The 19,375-nt window shown below is 67.6% G+C and carries 13 protein-coding genes; 2 read left to right on the top strand and 11 right to left on the bottom strand.

Annotated elements, in window-relative coordinates; all coding sequences use genetic code 11:
• The first annotated feature begins 12 nt into the window (after positions 1-12).
• A complete protein-coding gene (locus ACWDTD_RS05150) occupies positions 13-966 on the top strand; it encodes a glycine betaine ABC transporter substrate-binding protein (RefSeq protein WP_449746000.1) in 954 nt (317 codons plus the stop codon).
• Between the two features lie 22 nt (positions 967-988).
• On the opposite strand, the gene ACWDTD_RS05145 is transcribed toward ACWDTD_RS05150, so the two are convergent.
• From ACWDTD_RS05145 to ACWDTD_RS05125, 5 genes are all read right to left on the bottom strand, one after another.
• Positions 989-1,555, bottom strand: coding sequence for a NifU family protein (locus ACWDTD_RS05145; RefSeq protein ID WP_449745999.1), 567 nt, complete (start codon positions 1,553-1,555; stop codon positions 989-991).
• A gap of 10 nt (positions 1,556-1,565) precedes the next feature.
• Entirely contained in the window at positions 1,566-3,596 is a 2,031-nt protein-coding gene (gene feoB, locus ACWDTD_RS05140) for a ferrous iron transporter B (protein WP_449745998.1), read from the bottom strand.
• Positions 3,593-3,856 carry a FeoA family protein gene (locus ACWDTD_RS05135; RefSeq protein WP_449745997.1) on the bottom strand — a complete coding sequence of 88 codons (264 nt, stop codon included), beginning with the start codon at positions 3,854-3,856 and terminating at the stop codon, positions 3,593-3,595. Before ACWDTD_RS05135 ends, feoB begins: the two co-directional genes overlap by 4 nt.
• A gap of 146 nt (positions 3,857-4,002) precedes the next feature.
• Positions 4,003-4,833, bottom strand: a complete 831-nt coding sequence (locus ACWDTD_RS05130) for an SDR family NAD(P)-dependent oxidoreductase (RefSeq protein WP_449745996.1) — start codon at positions 4,831-4,833, stop codon at positions 4,003-4,005.
• 36 nt (positions 4,834-4,869) lie between these two features.
• On the bottom strand, positions 4,870-6,495 hold the full coding sequence (locus tag ACWDTD_RS05125) for a flavin-containing monooxygenase (RefSeq protein WP_449745995.1): 1,626 nt from the start codon (positions 6,493-6,495) through the stop codon (positions 4,870-4,872).
• Positions 6,496-6,599: 104 nt separating this feature from the next.
• Between ACWDTD_RS05125 and ACWDTD_RS05120 the strand changes: the two genes are divergently transcribed.
• On the top strand, positions 6,600-7,181 hold the full coding sequence (locus ACWDTD_RS05120; protein ID WP_449746227.1) for a TetR/AcrR family transcriptional regulator: 582 nt from the start codon (positions 6,600-6,602) through the stop codon (positions 7,179-7,181).
• A gap of 69 nt (positions 7,182-7,250) precedes the next feature.
• Here ACWDTD_RS05120 and ACWDTD_RS05115 read toward each other — a convergent pair whose 3' ends face one another.
• The 6 genes from ACWDTD_RS05115 to ACWDTD_RS05090 form a co-directional block, all read right to left on the bottom strand.
• Positions 7,251-7,622: a hypothetical protein gene (locus ACWDTD_RS05115; protein ID WP_449745994.1), complete on the bottom strand. Its 372-nt coding sequence runs from the start codon at positions 7,620-7,622 to the stop codon at positions 7,251-7,253.
• On the bottom strand, positions 7,619-9,136 hold the full coding sequence (locus ACWDTD_RS05110; protein WP_449745993.1) for an APC family permease: 1,518 nt from the start codon (positions 9,134-9,136) through the stop codon (positions 7,619-7,621). Before ACWDTD_RS05110 ends, ACWDTD_RS05115 begins: the two co-directional genes overlap by 4 nt.
• 262 nt (positions 9,137-9,398) lie before the next feature.
• Positions 9,399-13,325: a multifunctional oxoglutarate decarboxylase/oxoglutarate dehydrogenase thiamine pyrophosphate-binding subunit/dihydrolipoyllysine-residue succinyltransferase subunit gene (locus tag ACWDTD_RS05105; RefSeq protein WP_449745992.1), complete on the bottom strand. Its 3,927-nt coding sequence runs from the start codon at positions 13,323-13,325 to the stop codon at positions 9,399-9,401.
• A gap of 178 nt (positions 13,326-13,503) precedes the next feature.
• Positions 13,504-17,508: an ABC transporter ATP-binding protein gene (locus ACWDTD_RS05100; protein ID WP_449745991.1), complete on the bottom strand. Its 4,005-nt coding sequence runs from the start codon at positions 17,506-17,508 to the stop codon at positions 13,504-13,506.
• Positions 17,505-18,296 carry a hypothetical protein gene (locus tag ACWDTD_RS05095; RefSeq protein WP_449745990.1) on the bottom strand — a complete coding sequence of 264 codons (792 nt, stop codon included), beginning with the start codon at positions 18,294-18,296 and terminating at the stop codon, positions 17,505-17,507. Before ACWDTD_RS05095 ends, ACWDTD_RS05100 begins: the two co-directional genes overlap by 4 nt.
• Positions 18,293-19,327, bottom strand: coding sequence for a glutathione S-transferase family protein (locus ACWDTD_RS05090; protein ID WP_449745989.1), 1,035 nt, complete (start codon positions 19,325-19,327; stop codon positions 18,293-18,295). The genes ACWDTD_RS05095 and ACWDTD_RS05090 overlap by 4 nt, the downstream gene beginning before the upstream one ends.
• Between the last annotated feature and the right edge of the window lie 48 nt (positions 19,328-19,375).

Raw genomic sequence — 19,375 nt, 5'->3', positions numbered from 1 at the left:
ACGGTGAGATCCGTGCGGAAACGGATGCGTTCGGCGATCGTGGCGGTGACCGTCGCGCTCGTCGGGGTGGGGCTGGTGGCGGGATGCTCCTCGGCCGGTTCGCCGCACCGGGAACTGGTCGTGGGCACCGCGGACGACCCGGCGCTGCGGGTGATGGCCGAGATCTACGCCGGTGCGTTGCGCAACATCGGCACTCCGGTGTCCGGTGACATCCGCACCGGCGACGACGTGACCCTGTTCGCGGAGATGGACCGCGCACAGCTCGATCTGTTTCCGGCGTTCACCGGTCAACTCCTGCACACACTCGCCCCGGAACTGACGCCCACTGGGTCCGACGAGGTGTACTCGGATCTCAACCGCTCTTTGCCGCAAGGTGTTTCGGTGGGAGATGCCACGCCCGTCAGTGATGCGCCGCAGGTGTTCGTGTCCACCGCGCTGGCCACGTCGAGCGATGCGTCGTCGCTGGCCGACTGCGACCGGCTGCCCGCCGGGCTGCCGGTGGTCACCGTCGGTGAACCCGACCCGACGACGATGGCGGCCCTTGCCGCCGCCGGTTGCCGATTCGGCCCGGTCGAGACCGTGGGTTCGACGCAGGACGCGTTCACGCGGATCGCCACCGGCCGCAGCGTCGGCGTTCTCAGTGCGCTCGACGCGGCCGGTGCGCAGACCACCGACGCCGGCAAATCGTCCCCGCCGGTCCACGCGCTCCGCGCCGCGCCGACCTCCACCGATGCGACAACGCAGGCAGCAGGGGAGACGACCATCGCGGCACCGAAAGGTCCGGTGGCCGAAGACCTCGTGCCGGTCTACCGCACCGTCGCGCTGACCCGCGACGAGGTGAAGCAGATCAACAAGGTGGCCGGCGAGATCACCACCGCGGATCTTGCCACCCTGGCGCGCGCGGCGGCCGACGGTGCCAATCCCCACGACCTGGCGGTTACCTGGCTCGGCGAGCACGGCCTCTAGGGCGTCGGCTCACGCCAGGGGTTCACACCTGGCGCAGCGACCGGAAACCCGGTTCACGTTCGAGGCGCCGGGCCAGATGTCGACCCAGCGTGAGGCCTGCCGCCGGGCAACCGTGGCAGTTGCCGGTGAGCGAGACGCTGACCACGCCGTCGCTGACGTCGACGAGATCGATGTGCCCGCCGTGCGACGCGATGTAGCCGGCCACCTCACCGTGCAGGATGCAGTCCACGGCGTCGGCGAGTTCGGCGTCGGCGGCCGCCGACATCAGCCGTGCGGCCTCGGCGGGCTGCGCACCCGCACCGGCCGTGTCGTCGGGCCAGCCACCGGGAGCCGACAAGACCTCGAACAGGGCGCTGCGGATGCGGACGCCGTCGGTGGCCGCGCGCGCCGGGTCCGCGACGGTGGTGCTCACCGAACCAGGTTCCAGACGCACGTGGCGCAGCACCCCCTCGTCGGCGAGCCGCCGCAGGGGTGCGGGCAGCCGAGCGGCGTCGACGTCGCCGCTGGTGCGCACCAACCCGGGCCCCACCCGCCATCGGATGGTGGCGGGCGCGGCCGGATCGACCGACGGCAGCAGCAGGAGGTTCATCGTGATCGGCTCAGGTCAGGGCCGCGGTGATCTGGTGCCCGAGGAAACCGGCGACCCAGGCGAGCACGAACATGTACGTCCACGCGGTCATCGGCCAGCGCCAACTATTGGTCTCGCGCCGAATGGCACCCACGGTGGACATGCACTGCAGGGCGTAGACGAAGAACAGCAGCATCGCGACGATCGTCGGCGGGGTGAACACTTTCTGGCCCTCGTGGGGGCCCTGCGTGTAGGTCATCGAAGCCAGTGCGGCCGAGGGGTCCTCGGGGTCCTCGGCGGCAGAGATCTGACCGAGCGTGGAGACCACCACCTCGCGTGCCGCGAACGAACCGACGATGCCGATGTCGATGCGCCAGTCGAAGCCCAACGGAGCGAAGACCGGCTCGACGAACTTGCCGACCGACGCCGCGAAGCTGTTCTCCATCACATAGGACCGGGCCTCCGACTCGCCCGCCGCCTCGGCGTCCTCCCGGGACGCTCCCTGTGCGATCTGGGTTGCCACCGTGCTAGTGCGGACCTGTTCGGCTTGCTGGGTGTGGGCGGGCAACGAGAGCAGCAGCCACAACACGATGGAGGTGAGCAGGATGATCTTGCCGACCTTGCGCAGGAACATCCGGGTGGAGTCCCACATCATCAGCAGCACCGATTTCAGCGACGGCACCCGGTAGGGCGGCATCTCCATGTAGAAGGGCATGAGACCGCTGCGCAGCGACCGGGTGCGTTTGAACACGAACGCCGCGATCATCGCCGACACCCCACCGAGCAGGTACAGACCGAACATCACCACGCCCTGGGTCTGCAGCGGTCCCACCCGCGCACCGGAGGGGATCAGCATGCCGGTCAGCAGGACGAAGACGGGAAGCCGAGCCGAACAGGTGATCAGCGGCGCCGACATCGCCGTGGCGATCCGGTCCTTCGACGACGGCATCGTGCGGGTGGCCATGATGCCGGGCACCGCGCAGGCGAACGACGACAGCATCGCGACGAATGCGCGCCCCTCCAGACCCGCGCGACTCATCACCCGGTCGGTGAGAAACGCCGCCCGGGACATGTAGCCGATGTTCTCCATGACGGAGATGAGCAGGAACATCAGCAGGATCTGCGGCACGAAGACGAGCACGCTGCCCACACCGCCGATCAGCGCGGTGGACAGGAAGTCGGCGAGCACCGGCAGCGTCACGTGGTCGGCGACGAGGGTGCCCAGCCACGCGAAAAACGACTCGATCCAGCCCTGGGCAGGGGCTGCCACGGCGAAGACCACCTGGAAGAACAGGAACATCACCAGCAGGAACACGAGGGTACCGAGCACCGGGTGCAGCAGTAGCCGGTCGACGACGGTGGTGGTGGTGTGTTTGTCGGGGGCGCGGAATCCGCTCAGTGACAGCACGGAGTCGGCCCAGTCGCCGAATTCCGGGGTCTCGGCCGTGGGTGGTGGCACGGGTGGGCGGGACCACGACCCGGGGTCGGCGAGCAACTCGCGCACCGGTTCCAGTGACTGTTTGCGAGTGCCGATCACCGCGCAGACCGGCACGCCGAGCGCGTCGGAGAGGGCGTCGGGATCGACGAACCCGTTACGTCGTTCCATCTCGTCGGTCATCGTGAGGACCACGGCGACGGGGATGTCGAGGGCAAGGGTTTCGGCGACCAGGCTCAGCGACCGGCGCAACACGGTGGAATCGACCACGACGAGCGCGGCGTCCGGCCGCCGCGCGCCGGTGAGGTCGTCGTTGAGCAGATCGGCGACGACCTGCTCGTCGGGCGAGATCGGATCGAGGCTGTAGGCGCCGGGCAGGTCCTCCAGGTTGATCACCGCTGTGCCCGCCGAACGGCCACCGGCCAGGGCGGGGACCCGGCACCGGCCCACCGAGCGGGACACGGTGACGCCCGGGTAGTTCGCGGTTTTCATGCGCAGGCCGGTCAGGGCGTTGAAGACCGACGTCTTGCCGGCGTTCGGGCTACCGATCAGCGCGACACTCTCGACGGCTTCGCCGGCGTCGTCGACCGATGAGGCGTCGGCGCCCGGGGTGTGGCAGTCGCTCATGAGGACGGTACTTCGCACAGCACCGCGTCGGCTTCGCGCGCGCGCAAACAGATCTCGTAATCCATCACCCGGTACACGGCCGGATCGCCCAGCGGGGCGCGCCGGCTCTTGTGGACCGTGGTGCCCGCGACGAACCCGAGGCTGATCAGTCGGCGGCGAACCTGGGGCGGACAGTCGTCGCGGAAGGAGTGCACCGTGGCCGACACCCCGAGGGGAAGTTGGCTCAATGCGACGGTGACGATCTCGCGGCTCAGTGTCATCCCTCGTTCGCCTCGTTTCCCGTCCGGTGTGGACTCGTTTCGTACTCGTTCACCAGAGTAGGTTGGCTTGCCTAGCCTGCACAGAGTAAATCGACCCTACGGGGAGGAATGCACTCGCACGGGCCCGAGGTGAGGAAACGTACCGGTCAGTGGAAGGTCGAGGACACGCGTTTGGTGACCCAGGCCACGATGCCCTGGTATTTCGAGGCCACGAGACGGACCCACAGGTCGAGCACGATCGCGTCGGCGCCGACGAGCACCCGGGCCCTGTTCTTCTTGACGCCCTTGATGATGGTCGCGGCGGCGTCCGCCGACGAGGTGCGGGCGAGGTAGCGGTCGAAGAACTTGGCGAAGGCGGCCTGGTCGTACTCGTCGGCGACGGTGGCGTTGCGGGCGATCGCGGTCTTGATGCCGCCCGGGTGCACGCAGGTCACCTTCACCGGATGCTTGGCGATCATCATTTCCTGGTTCAGCGACTCGGTGAAGCCGCGGACCGCGAATTTCGCCGAGTTGTAAGCGGCCTGACCGGGCTCGGACAAGAGGCCGAACAGCGACGAGGTGTTGACGATGTGACCGTCGCCTGAGGCGATGAGGTGCGGCAGGAATGCCTTGGTGCCGTTGACGACTCCCCAGAAATCGACATCCATCACCCGCTCGATGTCCTTGAACTCGGTGCGTTCGACCTCACCGTGATGCGCGATGCCCGCGTTGTTGAAGACGACGTTGACCTTGCCGTAGTGGGCCATCACGGTGTCCGCGTAGTCGAGGACCGCCTCACGCTCGGCGACGTTGAGCAGTTGTGCGTGCACGGGTGCACCGACCTCGGTGACGAGCTTCTCGGTGATCGCCAGGCCGTTCGGGTTGACGTCGGAGATCGCGAGCTTGGCGCCCTGGCGGGCCAGCTGGACGGCCAGATCGCGGCCCATGCCCGACCCGGCGCCGGTGACGACGACGACCTTGTCGCGGAAGTTCTTCATTGTTTGTTCTCCTCGGTGGGGGTGGTTTCGACAAGCTCAACCAGCGGAAAGGGGCTCAACCAGCGGAATTTCCCGCTGATCGAGCTTGTCCGCCCGCTGATCGAGCTTGTCCGCCCGCTGATCGAGCTTGTCCGCCCGCTGATCGAGCTTGTCGAGATCACCTCGCGTGACGTCGAACGCGGCGACGTCGAACTTCCGCGTCGCACGGCGGAAGTTGAAGGTGAACCCGGGCCATAGCGTCGTGATGTTGCCGTGTGCGTCCTTGTACCAGGACGAGCACCCGCCGTTCACCCAGACGCTCGAGCGCAGCGTCTGCTGGATCTTCGCGTTGTAGCCGTCCTGCGCACGCGCGGTGACATCGACGCGGGTGAGGCCCGCCTGCCGCACGGTCTTGACGTAGTCCACCAGGTAGTTCAGCTGCGACTCGATCATGTACACCATCGAGGTGTGGCCGAGCCCGGTCGACGGACCGATCATGAGCATCAGATTGGGAAACCCGTGGACGAACGAGCCCTTGTATCCCTGCATGCCGCCGCCCGCCCACACCTGGGCCAGGCTGCGCCCGTCGGCTCCGATGATGCCGTCGAACATGGGGGAGTCGGTGACGTGGAAGCCGGTGGCCACCACCAGTACGTCGATGTCACGCGCGGTGCCGTCGGCGGTCACCACCCCGGTCGGGGTGATGCGCGCGATCGGGTCGGTGACCAGATCGACGTTGGGTCGGTCGAGCGCGGGATACCAGTCGTTGGAACGCAGGATGCGTTTGCAGCCGATCTCGAAACGCGGGGTGACCTCGGCGCGCAGGGTGGCGTCACGGATGCCGCGGAAGATGTTGGCGCGAGCCAGCGCCTCGACGGGCTTGAGTGCCGCCGGGGCGTAGGTCATCCCGAAGGCGATGAACTCGTTGAAGGTGTAGATCCCTGCGCGACTGGCCTTCTGCAGACCGGGAATGTGCTCGAAGGCCCAGTGGTCGAGCGATGTGTAGGGGCGCTCGGTGCGCGGCACGATCCACGGAGCGGTGCGTTGGTACACGTCGAGACGCTCGACCGTCTTGGCCAACTCGGGCACCACCTGGATGGCCGACGCGCCGGTGCCGATCACCGCGACACGCTTTCCGGCGAGTTCGACGCTGCTGTCCCACCGCGCGGTGTGCATCACGGTCCCGGCGAACGAGTCGATGCCCTCGATGTCGGGGAGGTTCGGTTCACACAGCGGTCCGACGGCACCGACGAGGTGCCGGGCGCGGTAGCGAGCGACTCCGTCCCCGGTGCGTGAACCCTCCGAGGATCCGGCGGGCGCCGTGTCGATCAGCCAGCGAAGGCTGCTCTCGTCCCATTCGGCACGGGTGACCTCGGTGCCGAAACGCGTCTTGTCCCGGATTCCGTGACGATCGGCGACGCTGTTGATGTAGCGGTGGATCTCGGGCTGATGCGAGTAGGACCTCGACCATTCCGGATTCGGCGCGAAAGAGTAGGAGTACAGGTTCGACGGGACGTCACAAGCCGCGCCCGGATACGTGTTGTCGCGCCAGGTTCCGCCGAAATCGGTACCGCGGTCGAGGATGACGAAATCGTCGTCACCGTTGCGCGTGAGGGCGATGGCCGCGCCCAGTCCCGAGAAGCCGGCCCCGACGATGGCGATCTCGACGTCGTGCGTTGTCATGTAGGTCACCCTAGGACCCTATTGAACGTCCGTCAATACGCTATTGAACATGAATCAATAGATCGGCATAGACTGGACGGGTGACTCGAGCCAAGCGCACCCGGATGAGTCCGGAGGCCCGTCGCGAGCAGCTCATCGACCTGGGCCTGGAGATGGTGTCGCAACGCCCGCTCGATGAGGTCTCCATCGACGCGATCGCCGAGGTCGCCGGTGTGTCGCGGGCGCTGTTGTTCCACTACTTCGATTCGAAGCAGGATTTCCACGTCGCGATCGCGCGCGCCCAGGGGGAGCGGATGCTCGCGCTGACCGCACCCGACGAGTCCCTCGGCGATCCGGTGGCGATCCTGGCCGGGTCGCTGTCGGCGTTTGTCGACTACGTCAGCGAACACCGACTCGCCTACACCGCGTTCCTCCGCGGCTCCTCGAGTGCCGACCCGGCGATGCGGGCGGTGATCGACGCGACGCGACAGGAGATGGTCGACCGCATCTTGCGATATGCCCCCCACCTCGGCGTCGAGGTGACCCCGACGGCACGGATGGGCACCTTCGGGTGGATCGCCTTCGTGGAAGAGGTCACGATCGGATGGCTCCACGATCGGCGGATCGGTCGCGACGAGCTGCTGGCGCTGATCACCGGGTCGCTACCGGCCCTCGCGCCGGTGTTCGGCGGGATATCTGCTCGCTGAGCTGTCTGCGCCCGGCAGCGATGCGGGGTTCAGCCGCCCCGGTCACTGAGTGACGCCCGGCCGACCCGGCTACGCGGGGCGGACGCCGATCGGGCTGCGCACCAACTGTTTCGCGCGCTCGAGGCGTTTGCGGTAGGTGGGTCGGGCCATGAGTGCCACGATTCCCGCGACAACCGGGAGGCCTACGGCCCAGGCGGGGTTGATCACGATGAGGACCACGCTCACCACCGCCAGGAGTGCGAGGACCGCCCATACGCCGCGCCGGAGCAGGCGCAGTTCGGTGGCGCCGGCGAGAATCGCCGACACCGCGCTGCCCTCGGCACGCCATGTCCGCGTGCATGCGGGGCAGGTCCACTCGGTGGCCGTCACCGTCATCGGATGCGACGCCTCTGTGCCGCAACCACATCGGAAGTTGACCGGAACACTGGTGCCCATGGTCATGCCCCCGCCGTCGCTGCCGGTGTGGACTCGACCACCGGGATGTCCATGGTGTGATCGCGCATGGTGAACCGCGTCCGGTCTTGCACCGTGCGGCGGTAGATGTAGAGCACGCAGCCCAGCACCAGCAGGCTCACCCCCACGATGAACTCGTTGATGCCGCCGTAGCCCGTCTTGGAGAAGGAGGTCGATCCGACCACCAGGATCACCAGATTGAACACGGCCAGCGCGCCGGCCACCCACAGCCACGGCGTCGACAGTCGCATCGGGCGAGCCAGGCCGGGACGGTCCTTGCGCAGCAGCAGCACAGCGGAGAGGGCGAACACGTGGCACAGTACGTAGCCCATGTTGCTTGCCGCGAGCACCGCGACCGTCGTCGGAAGGAACAGCACCGCACAGATGTTGGCGGCCACGTCGACGTACATCCCGCGGTTGGGGACATTGTGCTTGTTGACGTGGTCGAACCACGTGATCGTCATGCCGCTGCGCGCCATTCCGTAGAGCGTGCGGGCGCCACCGGCACTCGCGGCGTTCATGCCCAGAAGGAAGCTGCCGATCATGAAGACGATGACGACATTCGAGAGCGCTCCACCGACCTCGCGGTGCAGAAGATCCGCATAGAAGCCCATGGGTGCGTCGGCCATGGCCTGCTGACTGACGATGCCGCCGAGCGCGACGGGCAAGATGGCGTAGACGGCCAGACAGAACATCGCTGCGCGGATCAGTGCCTTCTGGGTGTCGCGTTCGGTGTCGTGGTACTCGGGTGCAAAGGTTGCGCACACCTCGATCCCGTAGGCGGACCATGCGTTCAGATAGAGCCACACCAGGCCGAGTTGGATTGCGCCCCAGGTGCTTCCGCCGGCCCCGAGCAGGCCCCACGACAGGTTCGAGAAGGAGAAGCCGGTCATGAAGAAGGGCACGATCATGAACAGGATCAGCGGGATGAACAGCAGGGTGCCGGTGAGATAGCCCATCAGCTTCATGGGCTTGACGCCCATGGAATTGATGATCCAGAGGGCGATGATCAGCACCACCGCGATCACTCGCGGCAGGTCGAGATGGACCACGTGGACAAAACTCCAGGTCTGGTTCGGGAACCACTGTGCCTGAACGAGACTGCCGGTGGTGAGGCCGAAGATCGCGAGCACCGACGACCATCCCGCCCAGTAGCCGATGGCCGACATCGGTCCGGCGAGGCTGAACCGGGAGCGCCACCCTTCGAAGGCGTACATCGCGATGCCTCCGGAGTGCTCCGGGAACATCGTGGCCGGCTCGGTGTAGATCTTGTTCTGCAGCACGGCGATCACCATCGAGCCGAGCCAGAATGCCAGCGCGCCGAGCGCACCGATCTGTCCGGTGGTGTAGCCGATGCTGGCGATGATGAACCCCGGATTCGACAGCGCCATGACGAACCCGTCGTACCAGTGCATCGTCTTGAGGAGTTGGCGTTCGTCGACGTCGGCGACCGCAAGTTCGTGCGCAGGTACCACCATGTCGGGATGATTGGGGATGGTCATGTGTCGGTCCTTCTGAACAGGGGCTGGGCGGTGCACTCGACGGCGTGGATGCCACGAAATCCACTGCCGGCGAACTGTGTCCACCGCAATGAGACCGCCGGTGCGTTTCCATTCCATCAACCAAATGTTTCAGCGTGTGACCAAATGTCTACTCGCAGTAGACAAGTCCGAAAGGCCGGATTCGGGTGTCCGGATCGTCCGATAACGACGAGGGCCGCACCCGTGAATGGGTGCGGCCCTCGTCGTGTGTAGAGGCTCTCGACTAGCCGAACGCCTCGTCGATGATCTCCTGCTGCTCCACGGCATGCACCTTGGAGGAGCCCGAACTCGGCGCCGACATCGGCCGCCGCGACACGCGGCGAAGGCCGGTCAGCAGGTCCGGCAGCATCTCGGGCAGCCACAGCCCGAGGAACGGCCACGATCCCTGATTGGCCGGTTCCTCCTGCACCCAGAAGAACTCCGACGCGTTCGGGTACTGGGTGAGGGTGTCGTGCAGACGGCGATGGGGCACCGGGTAGAGCTGCTCCACGCGAACCACCGCGACGTCGTCGCGCTGATCCTTGTCGCGGCGGGCGGCGAGCTCGTAATAGAGCTTTCCGCTCACCAGCAGCACTCGCTTCACCTTGCTGCGGTCGCCGTCGTTCTTGGCGAAGTTCGGATCGTCGATCACCGAGCGGAACTTGTCCTCGGTGAAGTCCTCGACCGGGCTGACGGCGGCCTTGTTGCGCAGCATCGACTTCGGTGTGAACACGATCAGCGGGCGGCTGATGCCGTCGAGGACGTGCCGGCGCAGCAGGTGGAAGTAGCTCGCCGGGGTCGACGGCAACGCCACGGTCATCGAACCCTCCGCGCACAGCTGCAGGAACCGTTCGATTCGTCCGGACGTGTGGTCGGGACCCTGACCCTCGTGGCCGTGCGGCAGCAGCAGCACGACGTCGGAGGTCTGGCCCCACTTGGCCTCGCCGGAGCTGATGAACTCATCGATCACCGACTGAGCGCCGTTGACGAAGTCGCCGAACTGCGCTTCCCACAGCACCAGCGCGTCGGGGTTGCCCACCGAGTAGCCGTACTCGAAGCCCACCACCGCGAATTCCGACAGCGGCGAGTCGAACACCATGAATCGGCCCTCGGGATCGTCTCCCTCCAAGGGGCGCAGATGATTCAGCGGGGTGTACTCCGACCCGTTGTCACGGTCGATGAGCACCGAGTGACGTTGGGTGAAGGTGCCGCGTCGCGAGTCCTGGCCGGACAGGCGCACGGTGCGTCCCTCGAGCACCAACGACCCGAAGGCCAGCAACTCGGCGAACGCCCAGTCGATGTGGCCGTCGCGCGACATCTCGTGGCGGCGCTTGAGCACCGGCATGACACGTGGGTGCGGAGTGAAACCGTCGGGGGTCTGATAGAAGGCGTCGCCGATCCGCTCGAGTACCGTCTTGTCGACCGCGGTGACCAGCTTCTGCGGCAGCGGCTGGTCGGATTCCACCGACTCGCTGGGTTCGGGACGGAACTTCTCGAGTTCCTTGACCTCGTTGAACACCCGCTCGAGCTGACCCTGGTAGTCGCGCAGCGCGTCCTCGGCCTCCTTGGTGGAGATGTCGCCGCGGCCGATCAGGGCCTCGGTGTAGGACTTGCGCACGCCCCTCTTGGTGTCGATGACCTCGTACATCGCCGGCTGCGTCATCGACGGGTCGTCGCCCTCGTTGTGTCCGCGGCGGCGGAAGCACACCAGGTCGATCACGACATCCTTGTGGAAGGCCTCGCGGTAGTCGACGGCCAGCTTGGCCGCCCACACGCAGGCCTCCGGATCGTCACCGTTGACGTGCAGGATCGGCGCGCCGATCATCTTCGCCACGTCGGTGCAGTACTCACTGGAACGCGAATGCTCCGGAGCGGTGGTGAAGCCCACCTGGTTGTTCACCACGATGTGGACGGTGCCGCCGGTGCGGTAGCCCGGCAACAACGCCATGTTGAGGGTTTCGGCCACCACGCCCTGACCCGCGAACGCGGCGTCGCCGTGCAGCATCAGCGGCAGAATCGAGAACTCCTGGCCCTCGGGCAGCAGATCCTGCTTGGCGCGCACGAGCCCTTCGAGCACGGGGTCGACGGCCTCGAGGTGGCTGGGGTTGGCGGTGAGCGAGACGTTGATCTCGTTCTCGCCGAACATCTGGTAGTACTTGCCCTCCGCGCCGAGGTGGTACTTCACGTCACCCGAACCGTGTGCCTGCGACGGGTTCAGGTTGCCCTCGAACTCGGTGAAGATCTTCGAATACGGCTTGCCGACGATGTTGGCCAGCACGTTGAGGCGCCCACGGTGCGGCATGCCGATCACGACCTCGCTGAGGGCGTGCTCGGCGCTCTGGTCGATCACCGCGTCCATCATCGGGATCACCGACTCGGCGCCCTCCAGTGAGAAGCGCTTCTGCCCGACGTACTTGGTCTGCAGGAAGGTCTCGAACGCCTCGGCCGCATTCAGCTTGGACAGGATGTACTTCTGCTCCCCGACGGGCGGCTTGACGTGCTTGATCTCCACCCGTTCCTGCACCCAGCGCTGCTGCTCCGGTTCGAGGATGTGGGTGTACTCCACGCCCACATGGCGGCAGTAGGCGTCGCGCAGGATGGACAGCACATCGCGCAGCTTCATCCTGTCCTGGCCGTGGAAACCGCCGACGTTGAAGGTGCGGTCGAGATCCCAGAGGGTCAGGCCGTAGGTGAGGATGTCGAGATCGGGGTGCGAGGCGCGGGCGTCGCTGTCCATCATCAGCGGGTCGATGTCGGCCATCAGGTGCCCGCGGTTGCGGTAGGCCGCGATGATCTCGAGCACGCGGGTGTTCTTGTCCACCGCGCCGGCGGGGATGTCGCGGCGCCAGCGCACCGGCTCGTAGGGGATGTGGAAGGCGGTGAAGATCTCGTCGTAGAAGGCGTCGTCGAGGAGCAGTTCGTGGATCGTGCGCAGGAAGTCGCCCGACTCGGCACCCTGGATGATGCGATGGTCGTAGGTGGAGGTGAGCGTCATCAGTTTGCCCACACCGAGTTCGGCGATCTGCTCGTCGCTGGCGCCCTGGAACTCCGCGGGGTACTCCATCGCGCCGGCACCGATGATCGCACCCTGGCCCTTCATCAGCCGCGGTACGGAGTGCACGGTGCCGATGGTGCCCGGGTTGGTGAGCGAAATCGTCACTCCCGCAAAGTCTTCGGCGGTGAGCTTGCCGTCACGGGCGCGTCGCACGATGTCCTGGTACGCGGTGTAGAACTCCGCGAATCCCATGGTCTCGCATCCCTTGATGGCCGCGACCACCAGCGAACGGTTGCCGTCCTTGCCGACGAGATCGATGGCCAGGCCCAGATTGGTGTGGGCGGGGGTCACCACATTGGGCTTGCCGTCGACCTCGGCGAAGTGCCGGTTCATGTTCGGGAACGACTTGATCGCCTGCACGATCGCGTACCCGAGGATGTGGGTGAAGCTGATCTTGCCGCCGCGGGTGCGGGCGAGGTGATTGTTGACGACGATGCGGTTGTCGATCATCGCCTTCGCCGGGATGGCGCGCACACTCGTCGCGGTGGGCACCTGCAGCGACGCGGTCATGTTCTTGGCCACGGCCGCCGCCGCGCCGCGCAACACCTTCTCGGTGTCGTCGGACTTGCCGTCGCCGGCCTTGGCGCCGCCGGCCGAGACCGGGGTGGTGGCGGGTGTCTTCTGCGAACGTGCCGAACCGTCGCGGCTGGCGATGCTCTGACCCGACGCCGCCTTGGTGGCGGTGGATTCGCGTGCGGGACTCTTGGGTGTGGCCGGGCGCGGCGCCGGACCCGAATCGAGGGAGATCTGGCGGCTGGCGGTGCGTTCGCGGCCCGACGCGGTCTGTGTGTCCGACGGCGGCTGCGTTGCCGAGGGGCGTGAGCTCTTCGTCGCAGACTGCGCCGGCGAGGCGGACTGCGTCTTGGCGGGGGGCTGTGTCTTCGCAGCGGATTGGGTCTTCGCAGCGGATTGGGTCTTCGCGGCGGATTGAGTCGTCGACGGGGCGTCGGCGCCGTTGGAGTGCCCGTTACCGGATGCGCCGTTCGTCGATGGATCGTAGTTCTTCAGCAGGTCGTGCCAGCTGGGATCCACCGAGTCGGGATCCTTCTTGAACTGCTGGTACATTTCCTCGACCAGCCATGTGTTTTGTCCGAAATCCGAAATCGAACTGCTCACAGCGGTATCTCGCCTCAATTCCCTCTGGTGTCGGGTCGCTTCCACGCTGCCGTCTCTTGTGAAGACTAGCCGCGAACCACCTGCAGATGCTACGCGTGCAACCACCGTGGCTTGCGTGCCGCCCGATAACGGTGCGCCACACTCCCGCGGTCCCCGGCCCAACAGACGAAATCGGTGCTCAGCCGCGGTTCTCCGCGGGGGCGATACCGTCGGCGTCGGGATCGACACCAGCCTCCCAGAACGCGCGGTACCTACCTCCCAACGTGAGCAACTCGGTGTGTGTTCCCGACTCCACCACACGACCACCCTCGACCACCGCGATGCGGTCGGCCCGCGCCGCTGTGGCGAGTCGATGGGCGACGATCACCGACGTCCGACGATGTGTGAGCGCCTGACCGGCGGCGAGCACCAGCGCCTCGGTGGCCTGGTCGAGTGTCGCGGTGGCCTCGTCGAGGAGCAGCAGGTCGGGGGAGACCAGTTCGGCCCGGGCCAGCGCCACCAGCTGGCGCTGACCCGACGAGAGTCCCTGACCGCGTTCGCCGATCGGATGGCGCATGCCGCCTGGAAGTCGGGCGATCATGTCCGTGGCGCCCACCGCGGCGGCGGCGGCCGCAATCGACCGGCGGTCGGCGTCGGGACGCCCGTAGGCGATGTTGTCGGCGACCGAGCCGGTGAACAGATGCGGTTCCTGCGGCACGATGCCGATCCGGCTGCGGTAGCTCTCGAGCGTCACGTCGCGGATGTCGGTGCCGTCCATCCGCACCGACCCCGACGTGGGGTCGTAGAAGCGAGCGAGCAGTTTCACCACCGTCGACTTTCCCGCGCCGGTGCGGCCCACCAGGGCCAGCGACGACCCGGCCGGAATGGTGAGGTTCACGTCGCTCAGCGCGTCGGCGGCGGCCCCGGAGTAGCGGAATCCCACCGCGTCGAGCGCGGCGTCGCCGCGGAAGCCGCCCGGTCCCACCGGCACCGCATCCGGGCGCGTCCGCAGCGAACTCGGCGTGCGCAGCAGGTCGCCGATCCGCCGCAGGCCCACCATCGCCTGCTGGTATCCGTCGAACACCTGCGAGAGCTGCTGCACCGGACCGAAGAGCATCGACAGATAGAGGATGAACGCCACCAGCGTGCCCGGCGACAACGCTCCGGTGCTGATCTGATGGGCGCCCACCGCGATCGCGACGGCGGTGGCCACATCCGACATGAGCGTGATGAACGGGAAGTACACCGAGATCGCGCGCTGTGAGGTCATCCGGGCGGCCACCCACTCGTGGGTGAGGCCGGTGAACCGTGCGGTCGCGACATCGCCGTTGCGATAGGTCTGCGTCGTCTTGATGCCCGCGATGTTCTCCTGGAAGTCGGCGTTGACGGCGCTGACGAGTTCGCGGGAGCGGGTGTAGGCGCGGGCGGCGACGCGCCGGAACACCAGCGTGGCGATCACGAGCACCGGGAAGACCGGCAGGATCAGCAGTCCGAGTGAGAGGTCGGTGAACAGCAGCGCCACGCTGACTCCCACGAGTGTCAGCACCGCCACGATCGCCGAGGTCAGTCCCGTCTGCAGGAAGGTCGACAACGCGTCGACGTCGGTGGTCATGCGCGTCATGATCCGGCCCGACAGTTCGCGCTCGTAGTAGTCGAGGCCGAGGCGTTGCAGGTGGGCGTAGCTGCGCACCCGCAGCCCGAACAGGACCCGTTCACCCGCGCGGGTGGAGGTCAGCGTCATCGCCCACCCGACCAGCCAGCCGACGGCGACCAACGCGACGCCCACGGCCGACACCTCCCAGACACGCGCCTCGTCGTTGGTGGTGGCGGCGTTGATCACCCCGCTGGCCAGGGTCGGGAAGGCCAGACCGACGAGGGTGTCGACGGAGATCAACACCACCGCCGCGACCAACAGCCACCGCACCGGGACGAGGATGCCGCGCAACGAGAACCGGGGATTCTCCCGTCGCACGCCGGAGACGTCGATGCGAGGGTCCTCGTCGGCGGGTGGCAGGCGGTCCACCGCGCGCAAGAGTTCGGGTGTGGCCTGCATCGCGCCGAGTGCGCTGGCCACGCCACCGCCCCGGCCGCCGCGCCCGGCACTCGGCGGGGGCGTGGGCAGGCGGGGTGCGAGGTCGGTGGCGTCGGGTGCCCGCTGGGGCGCGTCGTCGGGCCACAGCCGCGACATCAGCTCCGCGGAGACCGCCGGCGGTGGTGGCGGCGGCGAGTCGTCGTCGGTGGCCAACGGGATGTCGGCGCCGAGCATCAGCTCGCGGAAACGTGCGCTGCGCGCGTCGAGTTCGGCGACGGTGCCCAAGTCGGTGATGCGGCCGTCGTCGAGCACGGCCACCCGGTCGGCGAGTATCAGCGTCGAGCGGCGGTGGGCCAGCACGAGCATCGTCGGCCGGATGTGTGCGCCGCCGCCCCCGGGACCGCCGAAGCGAAGGTCGCGCAGGATGCGCATCTCGGTGGTGGCGTCGACCGCCGACGTCGCGTCGTCGAGGACGAGGACGCGCGGCGCGGCGTAGAGCGCCCGGGCCAGGGCGACGCGTTGACGTTGGCCGCCCGACAGGGTCAGCCCACGCTCACCGACCACGGTGTCGAAGCCGTCGGGCAACGCCTCGATGAACTCCAGCGCGTCGGCGCGACGGGCCGCGTCGACGAGGCGGGGGTCGGCCGCCCCGGTGGGATCGGCCGCGGCGCGTGGTCCGAGCGCGATGTTGGTGGCGATGGTGTCGGAGTAGAGGAACGGTTCGTCGAAGACCACCGAGACGGCTTCGTGCAGCGCGTCGGGGGACAACCCGGCGATCGGATGTGCGCCGCCACGGCCCGTCAGGCTGATCTCGCCGGCATCGGGCCGCACATAGCGGCTGGCCAGCTCGGCCAGCGTCGACTTGCCCGACCCGGGCGGCCCCACCACCGCGACGCATTCACCGGGCGCGATGCGCAGGTCGACGCCGTCGAGCACGGTGCGGTCGCCGTAACCGAACCGCACGTCGCGGAAGGTCAGTCCGAGCGGACCGTCGGGTAGGGCGCCGGTGTTGTCGTCGTCGGGGTCGGTGGGTGCGTCGATGACCTCATAGACGCGGTCGACGGCGGCGCGCGCGAGTTGCGCGCTCACCAGCACGTTGGTGAGCAACCTCGCCAGCGCCGTCATCGACGCCACGTAGGTGGAGAACGCCAGGAAGGTGCCCACGGTGATCTCGCCGTGCAGGGTCAGATAACCGCCGAGCGCGATCACCGCGACCATGCCGAGCTGCGGGATCGCCGACATCGTCGGCGTGAAGCGGGCATTGATCCGGCCCGCCCGCAGCCGTTTGGCGTAGAGGTCGCGGCTGAGATCGGCCAGTTCGTCGACGGCCCGTGATTCCTGTCCGAAGCCCTTGACCACGCGCACGCCGGTCACCGTCTCCTCGACGTGCTGCGCGACGTCGGCGGCGGCCTGCTGCGCCGACCAGGTGGCCGCGAACAGTGTGCGCCGAGTGGTGAACACCACCAGACCGACCACCGGCAGCACCGCCAGTGCCACCACGGTCAGCAGCGGAGACAGGTAGGCCATGATGCCGATGGCGATCACCACCTGCACCGCCGCACCCGCCGACAGCGGCACCATCGCCAGCAGTCCCTGCACGATTTGCAGGTCGGAGATCGAGCGTGACACCACCTGACCGGTGCGGATGTCCTGCTGGGTGAGGCCGTCGAGATGCAGCAGTGTGCGCAGCAATTGCAGGCGCAGCGCGTTCTGCACGTTGATCGAGAGCCTGCCCGCGGTGAGTCGTCGACCGAACTGGCACGCGTATCGCACCACGGCGAGAATCAGCAACGCCGACACGATCACCGGAATCGTCAGCGCATCGTGCACCGCGCCGGAATCACTCGGCCCGCTCCCGGCGCCGGTCACATTCGGCCCGCTCGCTGCGCTCCCGGCGCCGGTGGCATTCGGCCCGCTCGCTGCGCTCCCGGCGCCGGTCGCCCCGTCGAGGGCCGCCTTGGCCAGCAGCGGTGCGACGAGATCCACGGCGACGGCGACGAGCGTCACCCCGAGGGTGATCAGCACCAGCGCGCGATATCTCCAGCACTCGGCGGCGAGCCGCCGAATCCATCCCTGCTGCGAACCGCGCGCACCGGACGCCGCGGGTACGCGGTCGGGGGTGGGGGAGGCGTCGCGGGCCGACGCCCACGTATCGGTTGTCGTGTCGGTCACCGATCTCCGGGATACGCATTCCCCGAGCGCAGGCCGGGTTGGGTCACCACGCTGCCGTCGATCACGGCCCCACCACCGGCGGGTCGTGTCCACACCGCCGGTGGTGGGCCGAATGCCTCACGCGCACTGTTCACCACTCGTCTGCCCAGAGCACGGTTGCCCGCACCGCCGATCACCGCACCGATGCCTGCGGGCATCATCTTGCCGACGATGAGGGGTGCCCGTTTGACGGCGTACTTCTTGGTCACCTTGCTCACCAGCCACTTGTTGAGTGCGGTCAGTCGTCCGCCGGGGATGCTGGCCGTGCCGAGCCGCCGCAGCGCACCACCGCGGGTGCCCACGAGCCGTCCGAGGGCCACCACGCCCTCCTCACCGAGCGCCACGGTGAGGACCAGCGTCTTGCGTCGCTCGGTCTCCTCCACGGGAATGCCGTGCACCTCGGCGATCGCCAGCGCGAGCAGCGCCGATGCTTCCAGGAACAGCACCGTCTCGCCGGTCATGGCGCCGAGTGCGGCAAACGTGCCGACCCCGGGGATCGCGGCGGTGGCGCCCACTGCGCTGCCCGAACCGGTCACCCCGTGCAGGAATCGCTTCTCGAGCCGGCGGATGATCTGCGCGGGCGAGTCGTCGGGATGTGCGCGGCGCAGGCTGTCGACGTACTTCGCGACGGCGGGTGCCTGCAGTTGCTGTGCACGGTCGAGCAGGCCGCCGGTCACCTCGACAGCCTTGCGGGGCGGACGCTGCCCGGCGCGTTCGGTGGTGCCAGCGCGTTTGGTGGTGTCGGTCATGATGTCGGAACCCAATCGTCGGCGGGAACGGTTTCGGCGGGAAGCGGCGGTGGGGGCGGCGTGCCATCGCCGAAGGGCCGCCCGCCCAGCTCCTCGCGATGGTGTGGGGTGAGCCAATTCCGCAGATCGGGCCCATCGGGCACGATTCCGGTGGGATTGATGTCGCGGTGGACGAGGTAGTAGTGCTGCTTGATCTGGGTGAAGTCGGTGGTGTCGCCGAACCCGGGGGTCTGGAACAGGTCGCGCGCATACGCCCACAGCACCGGCATCTCGGCGAGCTTGCTCCGGTTGCACTTGAAGTGCCCGTGATAGACGGGATCGAACCGTGCGAGCGTCGTGAACAGGCGAACGTCCGCCTCGGTGATCGTGTCGCCCACCAGATACCGCCGGTCGGTGAGGCGATCGGAGAGTTCGTCGAGCTTGGTGAACAACCGCGCGTAGGCCGTGTCGTAGGACTCCTGGCTCCCCGCGAAGCCGCAGCGGTAGACGCCGTTGTTGACCTCGGTGTAGACGCCGCGATTCACCTCGTCGATCTCGTCGCGCAGGTGTTCGGGGTAGAGGTCGGGGGCCCCGTCGCGGTGATACTGCGTCCACTCGAGTTCGAAGTCGATGGTGATCTGCGGGAAATCGTTGGTCACCACCGCACCCGACGGGATGTCGACGACGGCGGGCACCGTGATGCCCTTCGGATAGCCGGGAAACCGCTTCTCGTAAGCATCCTTGAGGCGTGGGATGCCCAGGACGGGGTCGACGCCGCCGGGATCGAGATCGAAGGTCCACGAATTCTTGTCGTGCGTCGGCCCGCACAGGCCCAGCGAGATCGCGTGCTCCAGACCGAGGAGACGTCGCACGATGAGAGTCCTGTTGGCCCACGGGCAGGCACGGGCGGCCACCAGACGATAGCGGCCCGGTTCCACCGGGTAGCCGTCGCGTCCGTCGCGGGTGATGCGGGTGTCGATGTACTTCGTGTCGCGGACGAATTCTTGCCCACCGGTGACGTAGGACCCTTGCGCGGCGGCTTCCGTGCTCATGGTGTCCACAGTAATGATTCCGCAGGGGGTTGGCGGGAGCTCCCCGGA

Source organism: Gordonia sp. NPDC003425 (genome assembly GCF_053588635.1).
This window is presented reverse-complemented; position numbering and strand designations above follow the sequence as displayed.

What these genes read in the sequence shown, in the direction of transcription:
- ACWDTD_RS05145 (WP_449745999.1), bottom strand. Translation starts at nt 1,555, where the DNA reads ATGAACCTCCTGCTGCTGCCGTCGGTCGATCCGGCCGCGCCCGCCACC.
- feoB (WP_449745998.1), bottom strand. Translation starts at nt 3,596, where the DNA reads ATGAGCGACTGCCACACCCCGGGCGCCGACGCCTCATCGGTCGACGAC.
- ACWDTD_RS05135 (WP_449745997.1), bottom strand. Translation starts at nt 3,856, where the DNA reads ATGACACTGAGCCGCGAGATCGTCACCGTCGCATTGAGCCAACTTCCC.
- ACWDTD_RS05130 (WP_449745996.1), bottom strand. Translation starts at nt 4,833, where the DNA reads ATGAAGAACTTCCGCGACAAGGTCGTCGTCGTCACCGGCGCCGGGTCG.
- ACWDTD_RS05125 (WP_449745995.1), bottom strand. Translation starts at nt 6,495, where the DNA reads ATGACAACGCACGACGTCGAGATCGCCATCGTCGGGGCCGGCTTCTCG.
- ACWDTD_RS05120 (WP_449746227.1), top strand. Translation starts at nt 6,600, where the DNA reads ATGAGTCCGGAGGCCCGTCGCGAGCAGCTCATCGACCTGGGCCTGGAG.
- ACWDTD_RS05115 (WP_449745994.1), bottom strand. Translation starts at nt 7,622, where the DNA reads ATGACCATGGGCACCAGTGTTCCGGTCAACTTCCGATGTGGTTGCGGC.
- ACWDTD_RS05110 (WP_449745993.1), bottom strand. Translation starts at nt 9,136, where the DNA reads ATGACCATCCCCAATCATCCCGACATGGTGGTACCTGCGCACGAACTT.
- ACWDTD_RS05095 (WP_449745990.1), bottom strand. Translation starts at nt 18,296, where the DNA reads ATGACCGACACCACCAAACGCGCTGGCACCACCGAACGCGCCGGGCAG.
- ACWDTD_RS05090 (WP_449745989.1), bottom strand. Translation starts at nt 19,327, where the DNA reads ATGAGCACGGAAGCCGCCGCGCAAGGGTCCTACGTCACCGGTGGGCAA.